The following is a 17836-nucleotide window of genomic DNA, read 5'->3' as shown; positions in this document are numbered from 1 at the left end:
CCTACTCGGCGTACAGCGAGTACGTGATGACAGCGAGGCCCACGAATGTCAGAATCGCGTCGATCAACAGCCCGGTCGCGAGGTCGACACCGAGGATGAAGTCCAGTGTGCCGCCCAGGAGCGCGCCGAGCGTGATGATCCCGAAGCCGATCCCGAGTGCCCGGAGGGACCGGGAACCGCTCTTCCGGTAGGCCTTCATCGAGAAGTACGTGATGAGGCCGCCCAGGACGAGAATACCCGTCTTCACCACGACAATTCCCGTTGCGATGCTCGCGGATGTACCAGTGTGTACCATTATGTTTCCTCCTTGACAGCAGTCCAGATGTCTGCGAGCCGTTCTTCGGGCCCGTGGTCGGGGCGCGAGATCCGAACGTCGAGTTTCCGCGTCTCGGTGAGCGCGATGCGGACCTCCTCGAACGCGACCGCGTACGTCGTCGTGTGGTGTCCGTCCGATCGGATCTCCGTCCCCTCCTCGAGCAACTCCGCATCGGTCAGTAAATCCAGTTTGCGATACGTCGTCGAGAGTGGAATGTCACACCGCTCGGAGATCTCGCTCGCCGTACGCGGCTCCTCCAGTTCCCTGATAATCGCCCTCGCATCCTCGTCGTCGAGCGCGTCGAGAACGGATCGGAGGTCCGACGGTTCCTTCGCGGACGGCTCGCTCGCCATTACCGGATCCTCGGACACGAGCGGTATTAATCTCCCGGGATCGATATCACGAGCGGGAGCGACGATCGACGAGAAATCCCGACGCTCCCGGGCGACGACCACGCTCTCATAATGATTACTCTCGTCTCTTCCCGCCGAGCGCCGCCAACGGGGATGGCGCTCGGCGGGAACAAGTGAGAGTAATCATTATCAGCGGGCCGCTCGGACGTGTTGGACGCGTCCTCGTTGTGCAAAAGCTATTCGGTCCCTGGAGTCACTGGATCGCTGTCGGTGCTGGATCCATCTTCGGATACCTGGCCGTGCGTATGGTGATAAAACCGGACCCACGCGCTCCCGTCGACGAGAACGGGATCGAAACAGACCCGGCGGTATCGCTCGTTGTCGAGCAGATTGACGGCGAGTCCGCCTTCGTGTTCGGAGATCGAGTCGTACGCTGTCTCACAGACGGGACACAGTTCGGGTGCGTCGTCCGGAACCCGCATCAGTCAGGACGTCTCCTCTGCGAGGACTCGGTTCGCCGTCTCGTATTCGGCATCGCTGTAGATGATAAACCGGACGTCGTCGAGCGATTCGGGGTCGAACGACCGGATTTCCTCACCGATGATGGCCGCGCCGTCCCCGGTCGAAAACCCGGCGACCCCGCATCCGAGCGCGGGGATCACCAGCGATTCACAGCCGAGTTCGTCGGCCGCTTCGAGGGCGTTTCGCGTCGCGTCGCGAATGCTCGCTTCGGTTGCTTTCCCGTCGCCGTAGTGGGGCATCGCCGCGGCGTGGATCACGTACTCGGCGTCGAGGCCGTAGGCGTCGGTCACGGCGACGTCGCCGAGTTCGACCGGGCCCTTCGAGACGGCCGCGTCGTTCAACTGCTCGCCACCGACGCGACGGAGTGCGCCGGCGACGCCCGACCCCATCTGGAGGCTCGTCCCCGCGGCGTTGACCAGCGCGTCCGTAGACTGCTGTGCGATGTCGCCTTGGATGAGCGTGAACTCCATATCGCGGCGTTCGGCCGCCAGGATCAAAAACGTCGGCGCCCGCCGCGAGGGCGGTGTTCCAGCTCCGGACCGAACGGCTCTTGATACGGCCGGCACGTCTGTCCTGTATGAACGGAACCTCGTCGGCACCGCCAGACGCCGAGGCGGTCGCAGCACGGGCGGTTCGCGCCGGCGGGGAATACCTCCGCGACGTCTTTCGCGACGTTTCGATCGAAGCCGAATACGGCACCGACGACGTGAAGTCGGCCGCCGATCGTGCGGCGGAAGAACGCGTCTGCGAGGTGCTCAGCGATGCGTACCCGGACCACGCGATCCACGGAGAGGAGTCGGGGCGGAACGGCAACGGCCGCCACGAGTGGGTCGTCGACCCGCTCGACGGGACGAACAACTTCGCTGCCGGATTCCCGTCGTTCGCGACGGCTGTCTGTCTCCTCCGGGAGGAGACGCCTCTCGTCTCGGCGATCTACGAACCGCTCCCGGACTCGCTGTATCTCGCCCGGCGCGGCGAGGGCGCGACCGTCGACGGCGACCCGCTCGTGGCCGAAAGCGAATTGTCGCTGTCGCGGGCGACGGTCTCGTACGTCATCGGATTGCCCGCGCTCCGTGACGGCGCTGCGCGGGCGCGGGGCGACCGGATCGAGGCTGCGCTCGATACCCGCTGCAAGCGCGTCCTCGACACCTGGTCGCCCTGCGTCGACTGGGGACTGCTCGCCCGCGGCGGCATCGAGGGACTGGTCGCGTACAAACCCGACGTCTACGAGCAGTATGCGGGTGAGCTTCTGGCCGCCGAGGCCGGGATCGAGCATCGAATCTTCGACCTGGACGACGGCGCTGCCAGCGACGTCGATTCCGGCGGTGCTGACTCCGGCGGTGCTGACTCCGGCGATCACGTCTCCGGTGTCGGGCGGCTGTACGTCGCTGCCACCGACCAGGAGCGTTGTGACGACCTCGTAACGACGACGCTCGACGCGCTCGATACCGAGGTGTGACACCACACCCCGAGGAAGCGGAAAGTGCTTCAGGGACGTACGTTCCGTATGGACCTCCTCGAAATGCGGTGGCGCGACGCGCTGTTTGCCCACTGGCGGGTCGACCCCGCGGTCGTGGCCGCGCGGCTTCCGGAGGGGCTCGACGTGGCGACCTACGACGGCGACGCCTGGCTCGGGGTCGTCGGCTTCGAGATGACGGACATTCGTCCGCGCGGCGCTCCTGTCGGCCTCTCGTTTCCGGAGTTGAACCTCCGGACCTACGTCCGAGGCCCGGGCGACGACGACCACGCCGTCTACTTCTTCAGTCTCGACGCCGACGATCCGCTCGGCGTCCTCGTCGCCCGCGGACTCTTTCGACTCCCGTACTACCGGGCCGAGATACGGTTGACCCGCGATGCCGACGGAGCAGTGACGCTCCGGAGTCGGCGTACGAGCGACGCGCCCGCGGCCCGGTTCGACGGGACCTACCGACCGACCGGCGAGCAGTTCGTTCCCGAGGCGGGGACGCTCGAAGCGTTCCTGACCGAGAACTACCGGTTCTACACCGGGGAAGAGGCGCTGTACTACGGTGACATCTCCCACGCGCCGTGGCCGCTTTTCGACGCCACCCTCGACATCGAATCCAACACGCTGTTCGCGGCGAATGGATTCGATGCACCGGAAGGAGACCCGCTCGTTCACTACTCTCCCGGCATCCCGGTGACGGCGGATCGGATTCGACGCACCAGGTGAGGTCAGGCGGACGGGTCCGGTGTGGGGGTATGGCGCAGGATCGGAGCCCACTATCTGGACTTTCCTGACCCGAACTCGGCTGTGCGAACCCGCCCCGAACCGCCGGGTTTCAAGCGTCCCGGGTCCTTCGCGGTTGCTATGGTACTCGACACTGTGATGACGACCCTGCACGTCCTCGTCGGGGCGCTTTGGGTCGGCAGCGTCGTCTTCGTCGCCGGAGCGATCCTGCCCGCGGCGGTCGCGGGCGATCTCGACGCCGCCCCGCTCGAAGGAATCGCCGACCGGTTGGTCTACTTCTCCCGGGGCGCCTCGGTCGTGATGCTCCTCACGGGCGGGCACCTCGCCGGAACGGGCTACACCGTCGCCACGCTGACGGGCTCTTGGCGCGGTCACCTCGTGCTCGCGATGCTCCTGCTGTGGCTCGTCTTCTCCGCGCTCGTCGAGGTCGGCCGGAGCCGGCTCGTCGACGGCCTGCAGCAAAAGCGAGTGCGTGCCCCCGCAAAAGCCGCAACGACCGTGTTTCGCGCGGCAGCCGTCGTCGGCGTGCTCCTCCTCGTCGATGCCGGGTTGCTCGCCTCCGGGATGTCCCTGTACTGAGTCACGATGAACCGTCTCCACCCCCGGGTTCGGCTCATCTGGATCGGCCGGTCGGTGCTGACTGCGGCCCTACTCGCCGGTGCCGTATTCGGTGTGTGGCGGTTTTTCCGGCCCGCGTGGCTGCCATCCTGGGCGCCCATCGCCGTGTTCGGTGTCCTTGCAACGCTCGGCGTCACGTTCGCGATACTGCGATACCGCTCGTGGCGGTGGGAGGTCCGGGAGGACTCGCTGTACCTCGAACGGGGCGTGCTCACTCAGGTCCGGACAGTCGTGCCGTTCGTCCGGATCCAACACGTCGACACCGCACGGTCGCCGATCCAGCGGTTCCTGGGCCTCGCCAGCACCGTGGTCTACACCGCCGGCTCCCGCGGCGCCGACGTCTCCGTCCCGGGACTCGAAGTGGGCGGTGCCGACGACCTCCGCGAGCGGCTCAAGCGGCTGGCAATCCGCTCGGAGGGCGAAGACGCCGTCTGAGATGTCCCGGACGCTCTCTCCGCTGTCGATCCCGTATCGTGTCCTCCAGCGAGGCGGCGGTATCGTCGTCGGGATCGCGTTCGTGCTCTTCAGCGGCGGATCCCTGCCGGGGATGGAAACCGCCGCTCCGCTTCTGTTCCTCGGCGCACTGGTCGCCGCCGGAGCCCTGATCGGCTACGAAGTGGCCTACGTGCGCCGGTTCAGTTACGAACTGGCGGGCGATACGCTCGACATCGATTCGGGTGTGCTCTCCCGGCGGAGCCGTGAGATCCCGCTTCGCCGGGTCCAGAACGTCGACATCTCCCGAAACGTGTTCCAGCGACTGCTCGGGATCGCGGTCGTCTCTTTCGAGACCGCCGGGGGCGGCGAAACCGAGGCCGAACTCCGGTTCGTCTCGTACACTGAGGCAAAGCGGCTCCAGCGCGAACTCGGCCGGCTCAAGCGCGGGGACGCAGCGAGTGCCGGGACGGAAGCAGAGGCCCGCGAAACGTCGGGCGAGGACGTCGTCGACGATGTCGCGACTGACACCGGCCCGGAACAGTCGGAACTGTTCGCGCTGGGGCGGTCCGAACTCGCGCTGCTGGCCGTCTTCTCGATCGATCTCCGTGTGCCCGGAATCCTCTTCGTGCTCGTTTCGACCGCCGGCTCGGCTGTCGTCTCGAACTTCCTTTCGACGGTCTCCGGACTGCTCTTCGTCCTCGGCGGCGTCCTCATCGTCGTCGGCGTTGTACTCCTCTCGTGGGTCGTGGGCGCCGCGGCCGCCATCGTCAACTACTACGATTTCCGGCTGGTTCGTTCCGGCGAGGAACTCCAGTACGAACGCGGCCTGCTGCAGCGGTACGACGGGTCGATCCCGTTCGAGAAGGTCCAGACGCTGACGATCGCCGACAACCCGCTGAAACGGTACTTCGGGTACGCGTCGCTCTACATCGAGACGGCGGGCTACGCGCCGGGGTCGGGCGGCAGTTCCCGCGGGTCGGAGGCGGCGATTCCGATCGCCGACCGCGAGCGGATCCTCGATCTCGTCGAGGAACTGGAACCGGTCGGCGACGTCGACTTCCGGCGGCCACCGAAGCGTGCCCGGGAGCGATACGTCATCCGCTATTTGCTCGTGATCGCAGTGCTGACGGCGGGTCTCTACGCCGCCGACGCGTTCCTCGGGGTGCAGATCCCGTGGTGGCCGCCGCTCGTGCTCGTCCCCTTCGCGATCGCGTTCGCTCACGCCAACTGGAAACACCGCGGCCACTGGCTCGGCGAGTACCACGCCGTCACTCGGAACGGCGTCCTCCGGCGGGAGACGAAGATCGTTCCGTACTATCGGATCCAGACGGTCATCGACTCCCGGAACGTCTTCCAGCGCCGACGTAATCTCGCGACGGTGGCGATCGACACTGCCGGCTCGCTCTCTCTCGGCGGCAAAGACGCCGCGGCCGTCGACATCGCCGACGAGCGGGCGGACGAACTGCTGACCGAACTCGAAGCCCGATTGAAACGCGCCGTCGACGCCTTCAGAGCCGGACGCGCGGGCGTCGGCATCGCCGATCCGGAAGAAGACAGTCCCGCCGAAACGCCGGAAGAATACGGTCCTGCAGAGACGCCGGAAGAAGACAGTCCTGCAGAGACGCCGGAAGAAGACAGTCCTGCAGAGACGCCGGAAGAAGACAGTCCTGCAGAGACGCCGGAAGAAGACAGTCCTGCAGAGACGCCGGAGAATGACGGCGACGCCGGCGACGCAAAACAGGAACCTCCCCAATCCGACGACGGCACCGAGGCCCCGCTCGACGACGAGTCGTCGAACCGGGACCAGACGACGGATGGCCGGGACGATCCGGGCGATTGAAACGAATGTCCGTGGACAGTTTGGGTATGGAATCGCTGGAACGCATACTGCGGGGCAACGACGAACACGTTGCATCGATCGGCGAAGATCACTTCGAGGGCGTTCGTGAGCGTCAGGACCCGCCGATCGTTTCCGTCTCGTGTTCCGACTCGCGCGTTCCCGCCGAGGGGGTCTGGAACGCGGCAGCCGACGGGGACCTGTTTACGTCGGTCAACGTCGGCAACCAGGTCTGGACCGACATCGACGGCCAGCGCGTCGTCAACGACGCCGTCGGCTACGCCGTGTCGTCGCTGTCCGTGGACCTGATCGCCGTCCTCGGACACACCGGATGCGGTGCGATCACGGCCGCCTACGAAGCCGTGTTTGGCGACAGCGCGGACGTGAACCCGCTCCCGGACAGGCACGCACAGCCGGCGGTCGAGGCGGCTGTCGGGCGTCTGATTCCGATCGTCGAAGAAGCGAAGCGAGCGGGCGTCGTCGACGCGTCGACGCCGCCACTGAGAGCGGTCAATCGGCTCGTCGAGTATGCGGTCCGCGAACAGGTCGAATTCTTGGTCGACGACGAGAGCGTCCCCGAGGATGTCGTCGTCGCCGGGTTCGTCTACGACTTCCAGCGCGCGTACGGTGATGCCGATGGAGCCGCCTATCTCGTCTCTCTCGACGCCGAGACGGACGCGGAGCTGCTCCGCGACACCCTCGCAGCAGAATATCACGCCCGCGTCGTCTCGCTGCTGTAAGCGACAGGTCCACGGACGGCGTGAGTTGCCCCGTCACTCGCCGCGCGCCTCGTCGATGACCCGCGTGAACTCCCGGGCGGTTTCGGTAATCGCCTCGAAGTCTCCGCGAGCGATCGCCTCCTCGTCCATAATCGCGCTGCCGGCGCCGACGACGACAGCGCCGGCCTCGATGTAGTCAGCCACGTTGTCAGCGTCGATCCCGCCGGTCGGCATCAGCGGGACCTGCGGGAGCGGGCCGGCGATGCTCGACAGATGCGAGGGCCCCAGCGAGGCGGCCGGGAACACTTTCACGAGGTCCGCGCCGGCCTCGTAGGCTTCGAGCGCCTCTGTCGGCGTCATCGCCCCGGGCGCGACGAGCGTTCCGTAGCGATTGCACGTCGTCACGACGTCAGATTCGAAGGTCGGGCTGACGACGAACTCCGCACCGTTCGTGATCGCCGCCCGGGCAGTCTCGCTGTCGAGCACTGTCCCCGCGCCGACGATGGCTTCCGACTCCGAGAAGGACGCCGACACCTCCGCGATCAGTTCCATCGCGTCGGGATTGTCGGCGGTGACCTCGAAGGCGGTGATGCCGCCCGCGGCGAGCGCGTCGGCGACGTCGATGACGGTGTCCGCGTCGGCGCCGCGCATCACTGCCACGACGCCGCTGTCCACGAAGCGCTGCAGGTCCTCGCTCGCATCGAGTGTGACCATCTCGTCCGATATCGGTTCCGCGGCCGAATAAAGCCGATGGCGGATCCGCGCGCGGATCGTGCGGCCGCTCTCTCGGCGCGTCGCTCGGCCAGTCGATCCGTCGGCGCGTCGCTCGGCCAGTCGCTCCGTTAGCCCGTCGAACGGACTGCGTCTCACTCCGTTCGCGGGACCGCGAACGCGCCGGCGACGAAGAACACGACCGCGAGCACCGCCGCAACCGCGAGGTTCGGGACGGCCGCTGTCGTCGCATCCGCGTAGGTCACCGCGCGGATGCCCCGGGCGACGTACGTCAACGGCGAGAGCTCCAGCGCCGGACGGAACCACGCCGGCAGCAGCGACGGGGTGACGAACGTCTCCGAAAGGAAAAGCACCGGGAGGGCGATCGCGTTCGAGGCTGCGATGACGCCGTCCTGGGAGTCGGCAACCCGGCCGATGATAGCCCCGAGACCGCAGAACAGCACGACGCCGAAGGCGACGAACGGGACGACGAAAAGCGTCGCCGGCGTCAGTGGGATTTCGGTCCCGGTCACGAGGACGGACAGCGCGAGCAACAGGAGCGCTGCGATACCGATCACGACGACGTTCACGAGCGACTGCGCGAACAGCCACTCCGCACGGGTCAAAGGCGTCGTCGCGAGCTTCTCGAACCGGCGACCGTCCCGATAGCGGGCCACCGTGCTCCCGATCCGGGAAAGCGGCGTGAACAGCACGACGACCGCCAGATAGCCCGCGATGTAGTACCCCTTCGGTTCCGCGAACAGACCACCGCCGGTCGGCTGGGTCTGCACCAGCGCGCCGAAGATTACGACGATGATCGCCGGGAAGAAGAACGTGAAAAACACCGCCGTGCGGCGCCGGAGGAAGGCGTGCCAGGAGGCCGTGAACTCCGCGCGAATCCGGCCGGCGCGACTCATCGACCGTCACCCCCGGCTGCCGCCCCATCGCGATCCGCGGTGAGATGCTCGCCCGTCAGTTCGAGATACACGTCTTCGAGGTCCGGCTGTTTCCACGTCAACGACTCGAACTCAATCCCCGCTCGCTCGAAGGCCGCGACGACGTCGCCGATTTCTCTGGGTCCGACGTCCTCGACGACGACCTCGCCATCCCGAACGGAAGTACTAAATTCGAGAGCGAGGTCGTCCACCGCCGCGGTATCGGCGTCACTTTCCACGAGGAGGCGGCTCCGACCGCCGTGAGCTTCGATCAGTTCCCGGGGCGGACCGACGGCGACCAGTCGGCCCCCGTTCAGGAACCCGACCCGATCGGAGAGCTGTTCGACTTCGGCCATCGAGTGACTCGTGAGGAGTACCGTCGTCCCGCCGTCCGCGAGGGTTTCGAGCAGCCCCCACAGTGCGCGCCGGCCTGCCGGGTCGATTCCGGTCGTCGGCTCGTCGAGGAAGAGCACGTCGGGATCGTTGACGAGCGCGATGGCGACGCAGACGCGACGCTTCTGCCCCCCGGAGAGCGTCTCGTACCACTGTTCTGCCGTTTGGCCTTCGATTCCGACCTCCGCGAGGACCGCGTCGACGTCCCGCGCTTCGTCGTAGAGGCCCGCGTACTGCGACACCAGTTCCCGGGCAGAGAGCCGCCCAGCGGGAGAGAACGACTGCGGGAGCAGACCGATCCGCGATTCCGCTACCCGTCCGGGGGCCTGGCCCAGCACCGAGATCTCCCCGTCGACGCGTGTCGTTCCGGTCAGCGCGCGGACCAGCGTCGTCTTTCCCGCGCCGTTGGGCCCGACGAGACCGAACACTTCACCGGCGTCGATCTCGACTGAGACGCCGTCGAGGGCTTGTACGTCGCCGTAGGTCTTCCGCACCTCCTCGGCGACGAGTACCGCAGACATACGGCTCTCTCGGAACCCTCGGATGGTAAGCCGTTCGGATCTCGCCAGGCGGAGTCGACTCCCACCAGCGGCGAATCACCCTTGTGCGTTCGAGCCGTGACGTCGGTATGAACGAGTCGTCATCTCCGGCTTCCCCCCGTCGCCGTCGCTTCCTCCGGTCCGGCCTCGCTGTCGGCCTCGCATCGATCGCGGGGTGTGCCGCAACCGATGGTCCCGACGACAGCGACACGGATGGATCGACCGGATACAGGACTGACTCGGCGACGACGGGCGGGAGCACTCCGTCGACGCGGATTCCGACGCCCGCCGACGCCGACGGCCCTCCTCCGGACCTGGAGCGCGCTCGCGTCGGGGTCGAACGGGTTGCATCGGGCTTTTCGGCGCCGCTCGACTTCGTTGCTCCGGCGGGAACCGACCGGCAGTTCGTCGTCGACCGCGTCGGAGTGCTCTCCGAGTTGACCGACGCCGGCCGGAGCGACACGCCGCTTTTGGACCTCTCGGACCGCGTGGTTCTCGGGGGCGAGCGTGGCCTGCTCGGCGTCGCAGCGCATCCGGAGTTCGCGGACACCGGCCGCCTGTACGTCCGATACAGCGCGTCGTCACGTGGAGAGACGCCCGACAACTACAGCCACACGGCGGTCCTCGCGGAGGTCACCGTCGATCCCGAAGCGGACGCCGCGGACGATTTCACCGAGCGGAGGCTGCTTGCGGTCCCACAACCGCAGTCGAATCACAACGCCGGCGCGCTCGCGTTCGGTCCCGACGGGTACCTCTACGTCGCGTTCGGCGACGGCGGCGGCGCGAACGACGTCGGCACTGGACACGTCGACGACTGGTACGACGCCGTCGCTGGCGGCAACGGTCAGGACGTCACGGAGAACCTGCTGGGGAGCATCCTGCGGATCGACGTCGACGAACGCGGCGGCGTGGATGGCTCCGGCGGCGAGGGCGGCAACGACAAACCCTACGGGATCCCGGATTCGAACCCGCTCGTCGGCCGCGAAGGCCTCTCAGAGCAGTACGCGTGGGGGTTTCGGAACCCCTGGCGACTCTCGTTTGCCGGCAGCGACCTCTACGCTGCTGACGTCGGGCAGGACGCCTGGGAGGAACTGAATATCGTCGAACGCGGCGGCAACTACGGCTGGAACGTCCGCGAGGGAGCCCACTGTTTCCGGGAAGATACCTATCCGGCCGCGACGCCGACGGGCGACCCGTTCCTCGATCCGGTCGCGGAGTATTCCCACGACGGCGACCTCGGGGGTGTCTCGATCATCGGTGGGTACGTCGCCGAGAGCGACGCGGTGCCCGCTCTCCAGGGGGCCTACGTGTTCGCCGACTACGTCGCCCGGGGGCGGCTGTTCGCGGTGGACCCGAGTGCGACACCCCCGTGGGAGATCGAGACTGTCCCAGTGGTCGGGGAGACGGATCTCGGACGGTACGTGCTCGGCTTCGGTCGCGGGCGGGCGGGGGACCTGTACGTGCTCACTACCGACGACCCCGGCGGTGAGGGCGACGACGGGCAGGTGTTCCGGATCAGCGAGCCCTGATAGGGATTATCGTAACTGTTCATAGATTCTCGCCGCCCCGTCCGGCCAGAATTCTATGAGGACTTACGATAATCCCTATGAGAACGCGGAATGGTGCCATCGTTGAAGCGGCTTCCGCGAGCTTGAGCCTTAGGACTCGTCCTCGTCCGGTTCGTCGGCAGATCTGTCGCCGGAGTCGGACGAATTCCCTTCCGGGGAGTCGCTGTCGGTCTCTTCGTTACTCTCGACGTCACCCTCCTCGCCCGCTGTCTCGTCGACTCCGTCGGCAGAACCGCTGTCGGTTGCAGATTCGTCTCTCTCACCGCGTGGTTCGACTTCGTCTTTGATCGAGGCCAGTTCCGCCTCGACGTCGATCTCGACCTCCTCGGTCGACGGTTGTTCCTGCATTTCGCCGCCCGCACTATTCTCGGACTGAGTCTCGTCTCGACCAGTGGCCAGATCGTCGGTGACGTCGATCGTGACCGCATCGGCTCCGGTGTCTGGCGCCGCTTGGGAATCGTCGCTTTCGCCACGATATCCGTACCGTTCGGATTCGCCCTCCGTTTGCGCCGCCGCGAGTCGCTCCGCGACTTCCCCGGAGAGCCGCTGGGCGTCCTGGAGTAGCTCGCGAGAGGTCTCCTCTTCGGGGAGGTCCGACTCCGAGAGCGCCCGCTGGAGTTCCGAGAGGGTCCGTTCCAGTCCGGAGACCGCGCCGCGCCCCATCCCCGAGACCGCGTCTCGGCCGGCCCTGGTAACTTCGTCGCCGAGGTCTGTCGCTCGCGTCCGGCCGCTCCCCGAATCGCGGGGATCGAACGCAGATCGCTCCGGATCCGCGACGCGAAGTACCCCTCGGAGGAGTTCAAGCGACTGGATCGTCGTCTCCAGTAGCGAAATCACGGTCGGCAGCGTGTACTGCTCGGTGAAGCGGAACAGGTCCCGCAGCGACGGTGGACGCGGCGGGTCCCGTCTCATTCGACCGCGGTGCGAGTCCGGATCGATCCTGGTCGATCCCCTCCGATCCCGGCTCCCGTCCCCTGCCTGATCGTCGGCGGGCGGACGCCCGGCCTCGGCGCTCAGCTCGTTCTGAAGCGCCGAGAGGGTGGTTTCGAGATCGTCGAGAAGCACGCGCAGATCCGCTTCGTCGCGGTCGGCGTCGTCGCGGGAGGACATACCAGTCGTAGGGAACGAGCGGACAAAAGGGTATGCGCTGGGGTGGAGTTCCGATGCTATTCGCGGTCAGTCGGCCCGGCCGTGATCGGTCGAAGTGACCGCGATCAGTCGAACCGGTCGCAATCAGTCGAACCGACCACAATCAGTCGAACTGGCCGCGGTCAGTCGAACCGGCAACAATCAGTCGAACTGACCGCGTTCGTACTGTTTCGGCCACTCGACGTCGACGCCGAGTTCGTGGGCGGCCTCCAGCGTGAAATAGGGATTCCGGAGGTGTTCACGGCCGACGATCGCGAGATCCGCGCGGTCGTTTCGGATCAGTTGGTCGGCCTGCTGGGGCGTCGTGATCCCGCCGACGGCCCCGACGGCGGCGTCTGTGGCCTCCTTCACGCGTTCGGCGTACGGCACCTGATAGCCTGGGCCGCTTTCGGGGACCTGCTGGTCCGGATGGATGCCGCCGGAACTGACGTCGATCAGGTCGGCGCCTGCGTCGGCAAGCAGCGGGGCGAGTCGCGCGGAGTCGTCGAGGTCCCACGACTGGCGGTCCGGCAGCCAGTCGGTCGCCGAGATTCGCACGAAAACCGGCTGATTGTCCGGCCACACTTCCCGGACCGCCTCGGTGACCTCGCAGGCGAGTCGTGCGCGGTTCTTGAAGGTGCCGCCGTACTCGTCGTCGCGGTCGTTCGTGACGGGCGAGAGGAACTCGTGGAGCAGGTAGCCGTGCGCGGCGTGGACCTCGGCGATTTCGAAGCCGACATCGCGTGCGCGCTCTGCGGCCAGACGGAACTGTTCGACGACTCGATCGATGTCCGCTTTCGTCGTCCGCTCGGTCGGCACCGGTTCGCCCTCCGGATGGGGGTACGGCGTCGCGCTCGGAGCGAGCACCTCCCAGCCGCCGGAGTCCGGCTGAATTGGGGTGCTCCCGTCCCAGGGCGGGCGAGTGCTTGCCTTGCGGCCGGCGTGCGCGAGCTGGATCCCGGGGACGCTCCCCCGATCGCGGACGAACGCGACGGTATCACGCAACGCGTCGGCGTGATCGTCGGACCAGATGCCGAGGTCCTGTCGCGAGATTCGCCCGGCGGGGGAAACGGCGGTCGCTTCCGTCATCACGACACCGGCGCCGCCGACGGCGCGGCTCCCCAGATGCACTTTGTGCCAGTCGGTCGCGTAGCCCTCCGGTGCCGAGTACTGACACATCGGCGACAGCATCACGCGGTTCGGGATGTCCGTTCCGCGGAGCGAAAGCGGCGTGAACAGCGAATCAGTCATCGTGGGTGCTTCACCACGGCGAGGGCAAAGGCCTGCTGACTCGCTTTGAGCGGGAGCGGACAGTTTCAAGAGCACCCGGCCGCCACCATCGGGTATGTTCGACCCCGACGAGCTCGCCGAGATCCGGGCGGCCAAACGCGAGTGGGAAGAAGAGACGCTCGCGCCCACGCTCGAGCGGTTCGGGGAGCGCCGGGAGACGTTCACCACGGACACCGGCGGGCAGGAGGTCAAGCGGCTCTACACGCCCGAGGACGTCGCAGACCTCGACTACGAGGAAGACCTGGGATTTCCGGGAGAAGAACCGTACACGCGCGGCGTCTATCCGACGATGCACCGCGGACGGCACTGGACGATGCGGCAGTACGCCGGGATGGGGACCGCCGCGGAGACGAACGAGCGGTTTCGCTATCTGATCGAGCAGGGCTCCTCCGGGCTGTCGATGGCGTTCGATCTCCCGACGCAGAAAGGCTACGACTCCGACGCCGCGATGGCCGCCGGCGAGGTGGGGAAAGCCGGGGTCGCGATCGACAGCCTGCGGGATATGGAGGTCGTCTTCGACGGCATTCCCCTGGACGACGTGTCGACGTCGATGACGATCAACGCGCCCGCGGCGGTGCTCTTTGCGATGTACGTCGCGATCGGCGACCAGCAGGGCGTCCCTCGTAAGGAACTCCGCGGGACGATCCAGAACGACGTGCTGAAAGAGTACATCGCCCGCAATCTCTACATTTACCCGCCGGAGCCGTCGATGCGCCTCGTGACCGACATCTTCGAGTTCTGCGCCGAGGAGACGCCGAATTTCAACACTATCTCCATCTCGGGCTACCACATCCGCGAGGCCGGGTCGACGGCCGCCCAGGAAGTGGCGTTCACGCTCGGGGACGGCATCGAGTACGTCGAGGCGGCTCTCGACGCCGGCCTCGACGTCGACGAGTTCGCCCCGCAGCTCTCCTTTTTTTTCAACGCACACAACAACATCTTCGAGGAAGTCGCGAAGTTCCGCGCCGCCCGCCGGATGTGGGCGAAAATCCTCGAAGAGCGGTTCGGCGCCGAGGACCCGAAGTCAAAACAGCTGAAGTTCCACGCCCAGACCGGCGGCTCGACGCTCACCGCCCAGCAGGTCGAGAACAACGTGGTCAGGGTCGCCTACCAGGCGCTTGCGGCCGTCCTCGGCGGGGCCCAGAGCCTCCACACCAACGGGAAAGACGAGGCGCTGTCGCTGCCGACCGAGCAGTCCGTCAGGACGGCGCTCCGAACCCAGCAGATCCTCGCCCACGAGTCGGGCGTCGCGGACACGATCGATCCGCTGGCGGGGAGTTACTACGTCGAGTCGCTCACCGACGATATCGAGGCGGAAGCCACCGAGATCCTCGAGGAAGTCGACGACCGCGGCGGGATGCTCTCGGCCGTCGAATCGGGCTGGGTGAAACGGCAGATCCAGGACGTCGCCTTCGAGCGGCAACGGGAGATCGAATCGGGCGACCGGATCGTCGTCGGCGTCAACGAATACGAGGTCGACGAGGAGCCGCACGTCGACATCGAGGAAGTCGAGGAGGAGGACGAGAAACGACAGCAGGAGCGATTGACGGCGGTGAAAGCCGAACGCGACGAGGAGGCCGTCGAGGCCACACTGTCGGCGCTTCGGACGGCCGCCGCCGGCGACGACAACCTCGTGCCGCCGATCATCGACGCGGTGAAGGCCTACGCTACCGTCGGCGAAATCTCCGACGTGCTCCGTGACGAATTCGGCGAGTACCGGCCTAGTATTTAGTTGATTATCGAGCGCTTTCTGTGAGGAGAAACCCTTGTTGTGTTCTTCCGAGTGAAAGATGTGTGTTATACGCCCAGCGAGGACTTATCATATATGAGAGAAAATGTCGGTCGATCTGGCGAGAGAAAAATTCAGATGCGGTGTGACTGTGGGAACTGGCTCAAAGCAGATACAGCAGTACATCGCGTCAATTGTGTGTGTGGGAAGACGTTTGCAGTGGCTGTCACAGATGTGGCCAACAGTGTTCCTCCGGAGACAAAATGATACCCTGCAGTTTCTCGTTTGATGAACAGCATTGAGCATTCCCAGAACCTACTGAATTCTCGATAACCGTTATGTCGCCATCCCCCGAGAGTGGGCGTATGTCGATGGCTTTCGACCACCTCGGGATAGCGACGACCGACGCCGACGATCTAGCGGCGCTGTTCGAGGTGCTCTGTGACGCGCCGCCCGTACATAAAGAGCGATTCGGGGGAATGGACGTCCGGTTCCTCGAACTCGACGGTGGCTACTTCGAACTGCTCGAACCGCACGACGAAGGGCCGATCCGGGGGTTTCTCGACAGTCACGGCCCGGGAATCCACCACATCGCGCTCCGCACCGACGACATCGACGCGGCGCTCGACCGGGCACGCGAGGCAGGCGTCGATCTGGTGGATGAAGAGCCCCGCCAGGGGGCCTGGGGTCACGAGGTGGCGTTCCTGCACCCCTCGTCGACCGGCGGCGTTCTCGTCGAGTTCGTCGCGGGCGAGGGAGCGTAGCGCGTCCGGCGAACGGAGGGATTTAGGCGGTCGGGCCCGCCCACACGAACGATGCGTGATTGGCTCTCCCACCGGGCCCGGATCGATCCCGACGACGAGGCGCTCATCGAGGCCGAAACCGGTGACATATATCGGTTTTCGGATCTCGACGCGCTCGTCGACGACGTCGCCGGTCGGCTCGCAAGCCTCGGCGTCGAGCGAGGGGACCACCTCGGGGCCGTGTTGCAACCGAGCCTGGAGTACGTGTGTCTGCTCCACGCCGCGATGCGACTCGGCGTGACGATCGTGCCGATGGGCGCCGGGCTCACCGCTCGGGAACTCGCCGGGAAGATAGCGACCGCCGACGTGACGATAGTTCTCTGTGACGCATCGACCGAAGGCAGCGTCGTCGACGCCGTGGCCCGCGTCGCGGACGGCACGGGAGCCGATATCGGAGCCGGGTCGGACACGAAAGCGCCCAGCACCGACGGGGGAGCCGACCGCGACGGGGAGGCGGCTGACCCACCGGCCGTCGTCTCTGTCGACGACCCGCAGGGCGACTGCACGGAACCGCTCTCGGCTGCGACCCCCGAGCAGGTGACGGTCGCGGACCTGTCGCTTTCGGATACCCAGTTGATCGTCTACACGTCGGGCACGACCGGCGATCCGAAGCCGGTTCGGCTGACAGTCAAGAATGTCCTCGCCAGCGCTGTCACTTCCGCGTTCCGGCTCGGACTCGATCCGGCCGATCGTTGGCTGGCGACGCTGCCGTTGCACCACGTCGGAGGGATCACGCCGCTGCTCCGGATGCCGCTGTACGGGATGACTGTCGTCCTCCGGGGGTCGTTCGAGGCTGGTTCGGCAGCCGACGATCTGGACCGCTACGACGCGACCGCCGTTTCGCTCGTCCCGACGATGCTCAGGCGGATGCTCGACAAACGCGGAACGCTCACGGACTCGCTGCGGATCGTGTTGCTCGGGGGAGCCCCGGTCTCCACGGAGCTTATCGAGCGGTGTCGGGACTACGGGGTCCCGGTCCATCCCACCTACGGGATGACGGAAACGGCGTCACAGGCCGCGACGGCGACCCCGAAAGAGGCGTTTGCGGACCCCGAGAGCGTCGGCCGGCCGCTTTTGTTCACCGAGATGACCGTCGTCGACGGCAGCGGCGTCCCGCTGCCGCGCGGCGAGTCGGGGGAACTCGTGGTCGACGGCCCGACCGTGACTCCCGGGTATTACGGGAACGAACCAGCCGCTGCCGAATCGTTCGGCGAGTTCGGTCTCCACACGGGTGACGTGGCCGTCGTCGACGAATCCGGGACGCTGAACGTCCTGAATCGCGTCGACGACCGGATCATCACGGGCGGCGAAATCGTCGACCCCGGCGAGGTTTCGAACGTACTCGTTTCACATCCTGCGGTACGCGATGCGGTTGTCGTCGGGGTTCCCGACGCGGAGTGGGGCGAACGGGTCGCTGCACTCGTCGTTCCGGACAACGGGGTCGGGTCGGGTACCTCTGATGGCGGTTCCCCCGCGGACGCCTCCATCGATCGTAGCGAACTCCTCGAGTACTCGCGTGAGCTACTGGCGGGGTTCAAGCTCCCGAAAACGATCGCGTTCACCGACGAACTCCCGCGGACCGTCTCCGGAACGGCAGACCGCCAGGCGGTACGAAAGAATCTTTCCTACAGTAGTTCGGAGTCTTCGGCCCCTGATCGCTCGGACAGCATATAAACTCGTAGCACGTTTGAAGTTTTTCACCGTTCCGAGAGTTATTTGCTGGTGGCACGA

General features: G+C 66.3%; 19 protein-coding genes. 10 read left to right on the top strand and 9 right to left on the bottom strand.

The genetic code is table 11. From position 1 onward, the window contains the following. Position 1 precedes the first annotated feature (1 nt). The 4 genes from RJT48_RS17755 to RJT48_RS17740 form a co-directional block, all read right to left on the bottom strand. Complete coding sequence (locus RJT48_RS17755) at positions 2-295, bottom strand: DUF7521 family protein (protein ID WP_311173683.1); 294 nt, start codon at positions 293-295, stop codon at positions 2-4. After that, on the bottom strand, positions 295-669 hold the full coding sequence (locus RJT48_RS17750) for a helix-turn-helix domain-containing protein (protein WP_311173682.1): 375 nt from the start codon (positions 667-669) through the stop codon (positions 295-297). Before RJT48_RS17750 ends, RJT48_RS17755 begins: the two co-directional genes overlap by 1 nt. A gap of 236 nt (positions 670-905) precedes the next feature. After that, the gene (locus RJT48_RS17745; protein ID WP_311173680.1) at positions 906-1151 is read right to left on the bottom strand and encodes a DUF8145 family protein; all 246 of its coding nucleotides are present in this window, start codon (positions 1149-1151) and stop codon (positions 906-908) included. 3 nt (positions 1152-1154) lie between these two features. Then, a complete protein-coding gene (locus RJT48_RS17740; protein WP_311173679.1) occupies positions 1155-1661 on the bottom strand; it encodes a macro domain-containing protein in 507 nt (168 codons plus the stop codon). A 107-nt stretch (positions 1662-1768) separates the two neighbouring features. Here RJT48_RS17740 and RJT48_RS17735 point away from each other — a divergent pair, with 107 nt between their 5' ends. The 6 genes from RJT48_RS17735 (at position 1769) to RJT48_RS17710 (ending at position 7030) form a co-directional block, all read left to right on the top strand. Continuing rightward, positions 1769-2650, top strand: a complete 882-nt coding sequence (locus RJT48_RS17735; RefSeq protein ID WP_311173678.1) for an inositol monophosphatase family protein — start codon at positions 1769-1771, stop codon at positions 2648-2650. A 48-nt stretch (positions 2651-2698) separates the two neighbouring features. Next, complete coding sequence (locus RJT48_RS17730; protein WP_311173677.1) at positions 2699-3382, top strand: YqjF family protein; 684 nt, start codon at positions 2699-2701, stop codon at positions 3380-3382. A 138-nt stretch (positions 3383-3520) separates the two neighbouring features. Continuing rightward, positions 3521-3979 (top strand): copper resistance protein CopD, encoded by a 459-nt coding sequence (locus RJT48_RS17725; protein ID WP_311173675.1) that lies wholly within the window; start codon positions 3521-3523, stop codon positions 3977-3979. Positions 3980-3985: 6 nt separating this feature from the next. Then, positions 3986-4453, top strand: a complete 468-nt coding sequence (locus RJT48_RS17720) for a PH domain-containing protein (protein WP_311173674.1) — start codon at positions 3986-3988, stop codon at positions 4451-4453. Position 4454: 1 nt separating this feature from the next. Further along, complete coding sequence (locus tag RJT48_RS17715; RefSeq protein WP_311173673.1) at positions 4455-6293, top strand: PH domain-containing protein; 1839 nt, start codon at positions 4455-4457, stop codon at positions 6291-6293. 26 nt (positions 6294-6319) lie between these two features. Beyond that, positions 6320-7030, top strand: a complete 711-nt coding sequence (locus RJT48_RS17710; RefSeq protein WP_311173671.1) for a carbonic anhydrase — start codon at positions 6320-6322, stop codon at positions 7028-7030. Positions 7031-7063: 33 nt separating this feature from the next. Here the strand turns inward: RJT48_RS17710 and RJT48_RS17705 are convergent, their stop codons facing one another. The 3 genes from RJT48_RS17705 to RJT48_RS17695 all read right to left on the bottom strand — a co-directional run bounded on the left by RJT48_RS17705 (position 7064) and on the right by RJT48_RS17695 (position 9569). Then, positions 7064-7723, bottom strand: a complete 660-nt coding sequence (locus RJT48_RS17705) for a bifunctional 4-hydroxy-2-oxoglutarate aldolase/2-dehydro-3-deoxy-phosphogluconate aldolase (protein ID WP_311173669.1) — start codon at positions 7721-7723, stop codon at positions 7064-7066. Positions 7724-7875: 152 nt separating this feature from the next. Next, the gene (locus RJT48_RS17700; RefSeq protein ID WP_311173667.1) at positions 7876-8637 is read right to left on the bottom strand and encodes an ABC transporter permease; all 762 of its coding nucleotides are present in this window, start codon (positions 8635-8637) and stop codon (positions 7876-7878) included. Beyond that, a complete protein-coding gene (locus tag RJT48_RS17695) occupies positions 8634-9569 on the bottom strand; it encodes an ABC transporter ATP-binding protein (protein ID WP_311173666.1) in 936 nt (311 codons plus the stop codon). Before RJT48_RS17695 ends, RJT48_RS17700 begins: the two co-directional genes overlap by 4 nt. 107 nt (positions 9570-9676) lie before the next feature. Here RJT48_RS17695 and RJT48_RS17690 point away from each other — a divergent pair, with 107 nt between their 5' ends. Continuing rightward, a complete protein-coding gene (locus RJT48_RS17690; RefSeq protein ID WP_311173665.1) occupies positions 9677-11116 on the top strand; it encodes a PQQ-dependent sugar dehydrogenase in 1440 nt (479 codons plus the stop codon). Between the two features lie 129 nt (positions 11117-11245). Here the strand turns inward: RJT48_RS17690 and RJT48_RS17685 are convergent, their stop codons facing one another. Together RJT48_RS17685 and RJT48_RS17680 are read right to left on the bottom strand one after the other, a co-directional pair. Beyond that, entirely contained in the window at positions 11246-12265 is a 1020-nt protein-coding gene (locus tag RJT48_RS17685) for a DUF7547 family protein (protein WP_311173664.1), read from the bottom strand. 180 nt (positions 12266-12445) lie between these two features. After that, a complete protein-coding gene (locus RJT48_RS17680; protein WP_311173663.1) occupies positions 12446-13534 on the bottom strand; it encodes an NADH:flavin oxidoreductase/NADH oxidase in 1089 nt (362 codons plus the stop codon). A gap of 94 nt (positions 13535-13628) precedes the next feature. Here RJT48_RS17680 and RJT48_RS17675 point away from each other — a divergent pair, with 94 nt between their 5' ends. The 3 genes from RJT48_RS17675 to RJT48_RS17665 all read left to right on the top strand — a co-directional run bounded on the left by RJT48_RS17675 (position 13629) and on the right by RJT48_RS17665 (position 17779). Further along, a complete protein-coding gene (locus tag RJT48_RS17675; RefSeq protein WP_311173662.1) occupies positions 13629-15305 on the top strand; it encodes an acyl-CoA mutase large subunit family protein in 1677 nt (558 codons plus the stop codon). 368 nt (positions 15306-15673) lie between these two features. Then, positions 15674-16066: a methylmalonyl-CoA epimerase gene (gene mce / locus RJT48_RS17670; RefSeq protein WP_311173786.1), complete on the top strand. Its 393-nt coding sequence runs from the start codon at positions 15674-15676 to the stop codon at positions 16064-16066. A 51-nt stretch (positions 16067-16117) separates the two neighbouring features. Then, a complete protein-coding gene (locus tag RJT48_RS17665) occupies positions 16118-17779 on the top strand; it encodes a class I adenylate-forming enzyme family protein (RefSeq protein WP_311173661.1) in 1662 nt (553 codons plus the stop codon). The last annotated feature ends 57 nt before the right edge of the window (positions 17780-17836 follow it).

The organism is Halobellus ordinarius, from assembly GCF_031823395.1.
GTDB classification, from domain to species: domain Archaea; phylum Halobacteriota; class Halobacteria; order Halobacteriales; family Haloferacaceae; genus Haloquadratum; species Haloquadratum ordinarius.
Note: the sequence above shows the minus strand (reverse complement) of the source record. Positions and strands in the feature narration are given on the sequence as shown.

Bases quoted from the DNA above. Each gene is read 5' to 3' on its own strand.
- RJT48_RS17685 (WP_311173664.1), bottom strand. From the start codon at position 12,265: ATGTCCTCCCGCGACGACGCCGACCGCGACGAAGCGGATCTGCGCGTG.
- RJT48_RS17695 (WP_311173666.1), bottom strand. From the start codon at position 9,569: ATGTCTGCGGTACTCGTCGCCGAGGAGGTGCGGAAGACCTACGGCGAC.
- RJT48_RS17745 (WP_311173680.1), bottom strand. From the start codon at position 1,151: ATGCGGGTTCCGGACGACGCACCCGAACTGTGTCCCGTCTGTGAGACA.
- RJT48_RS17725 (WP_311173675.1), top strand. From the start codon at position 3,521: ATGGTACTCGACACTGTGATGACGACCCTGCACGTCCTCGTCGGGGCG.
- RJT48_RS17665 (WP_311173661.1), top strand. From the start codon at position 16,118: ATGCGTGATTGGCTCTCCCACCGGGCCCGGATCGATCCCGACGACGAG.
- RJT48_RS17750 (WP_311173682.1), bottom strand. From the start codon at position 669: ATGGCGAGCGAGCCGTCCGCGAAGGAACCGTCGGACCTCCGATCCGTT.
- RJT48_RS17720 (WP_311173674.1), top strand. From the start codon at position 3,986: ATGAACCGTCTCCACCCCCGGGTTCGGCTCATCTGGATCGGCCGGTCG.
- RJT48_RS17710 (WP_311173671.1), top strand. From the start codon at position 6,320: ATGGAATCGCTGGAACGCATACTGCGGGGCAACGACGAACACGTTGCA.
- RJT48_RS17680 (WP_311173663.1), bottom strand. From the start codon at position 13,534: ATGACTGATTCGCTGTTCACGCCGCTTTCGCTCCGCGGAACGGACATC.
- RJT48_RS17715 (WP_311173673.1), top strand. From the start codon at position 4,455: ATGTCCCGGACGCTCTCTCCGCTGTCGATCCCGTATCGTGTCCTCCAG.
- RJT48_RS17675 (WP_311173662.1), top strand. From the start codon at position 13,629: ATGTTCGACCCCGACGAGCTCGCCGAGATCCGGGCGGCCAAACGCGAG.
- RJT48_RS17755 (WP_311173683.1), bottom strand. From the start codon at position 295: ATGGTACACACTGGTACATCCGCGAGCATCGCAACGGGAATTGTCGTG.
- RJT48_RS17735 (WP_311173678.1), top strand. From the start codon at position 1,769: ATGAACGGAACCTCGTCGGCACCGCCAGACGCCGAGGCGGTCGCAGCA.
- RJT48_RS17690 (WP_311173665.1), top strand. From the start codon at position 9,677: ATGAACGAGTCGTCATCTCCGGCTTCCCCCCGTCGCCGTCGCTTCCTC.
- RJT48_RS17700 (WP_311173667.1), bottom strand. From the start codon at position 8,637: ATGAGTCGCGCCGGCCGGATTCGCGCGGAGTTCACGGCCTCCTGGCAC.
- mce (WP_311173786.1), top strand. From the start codon at position 15,674: ATGGCTTTCGACCACCTCGGGATAGCGACGACCGACGCCGACGATCTA.
- RJT48_RS17730 (WP_311173677.1), top strand. From the start codon at position 2,699: ATGGACCTCCTCGAAATGCGGTGGCGCGACGCGCTGTTTGCCCACTGG.
- RJT48_RS17740 (WP_311173679.1), bottom strand. From the start codon at position 1,661: ATGGAGTTCACGCTCATCCAAGGCGACATCGCACAGCAGTCTACGGAC.
- RJT48_RS17705 (WP_311173669.1), bottom strand. From the start codon at position 7,723: ATGGTCACACTCGATGCGAGCGAGGACCTGCAGCGCTTCGTGGACAGC.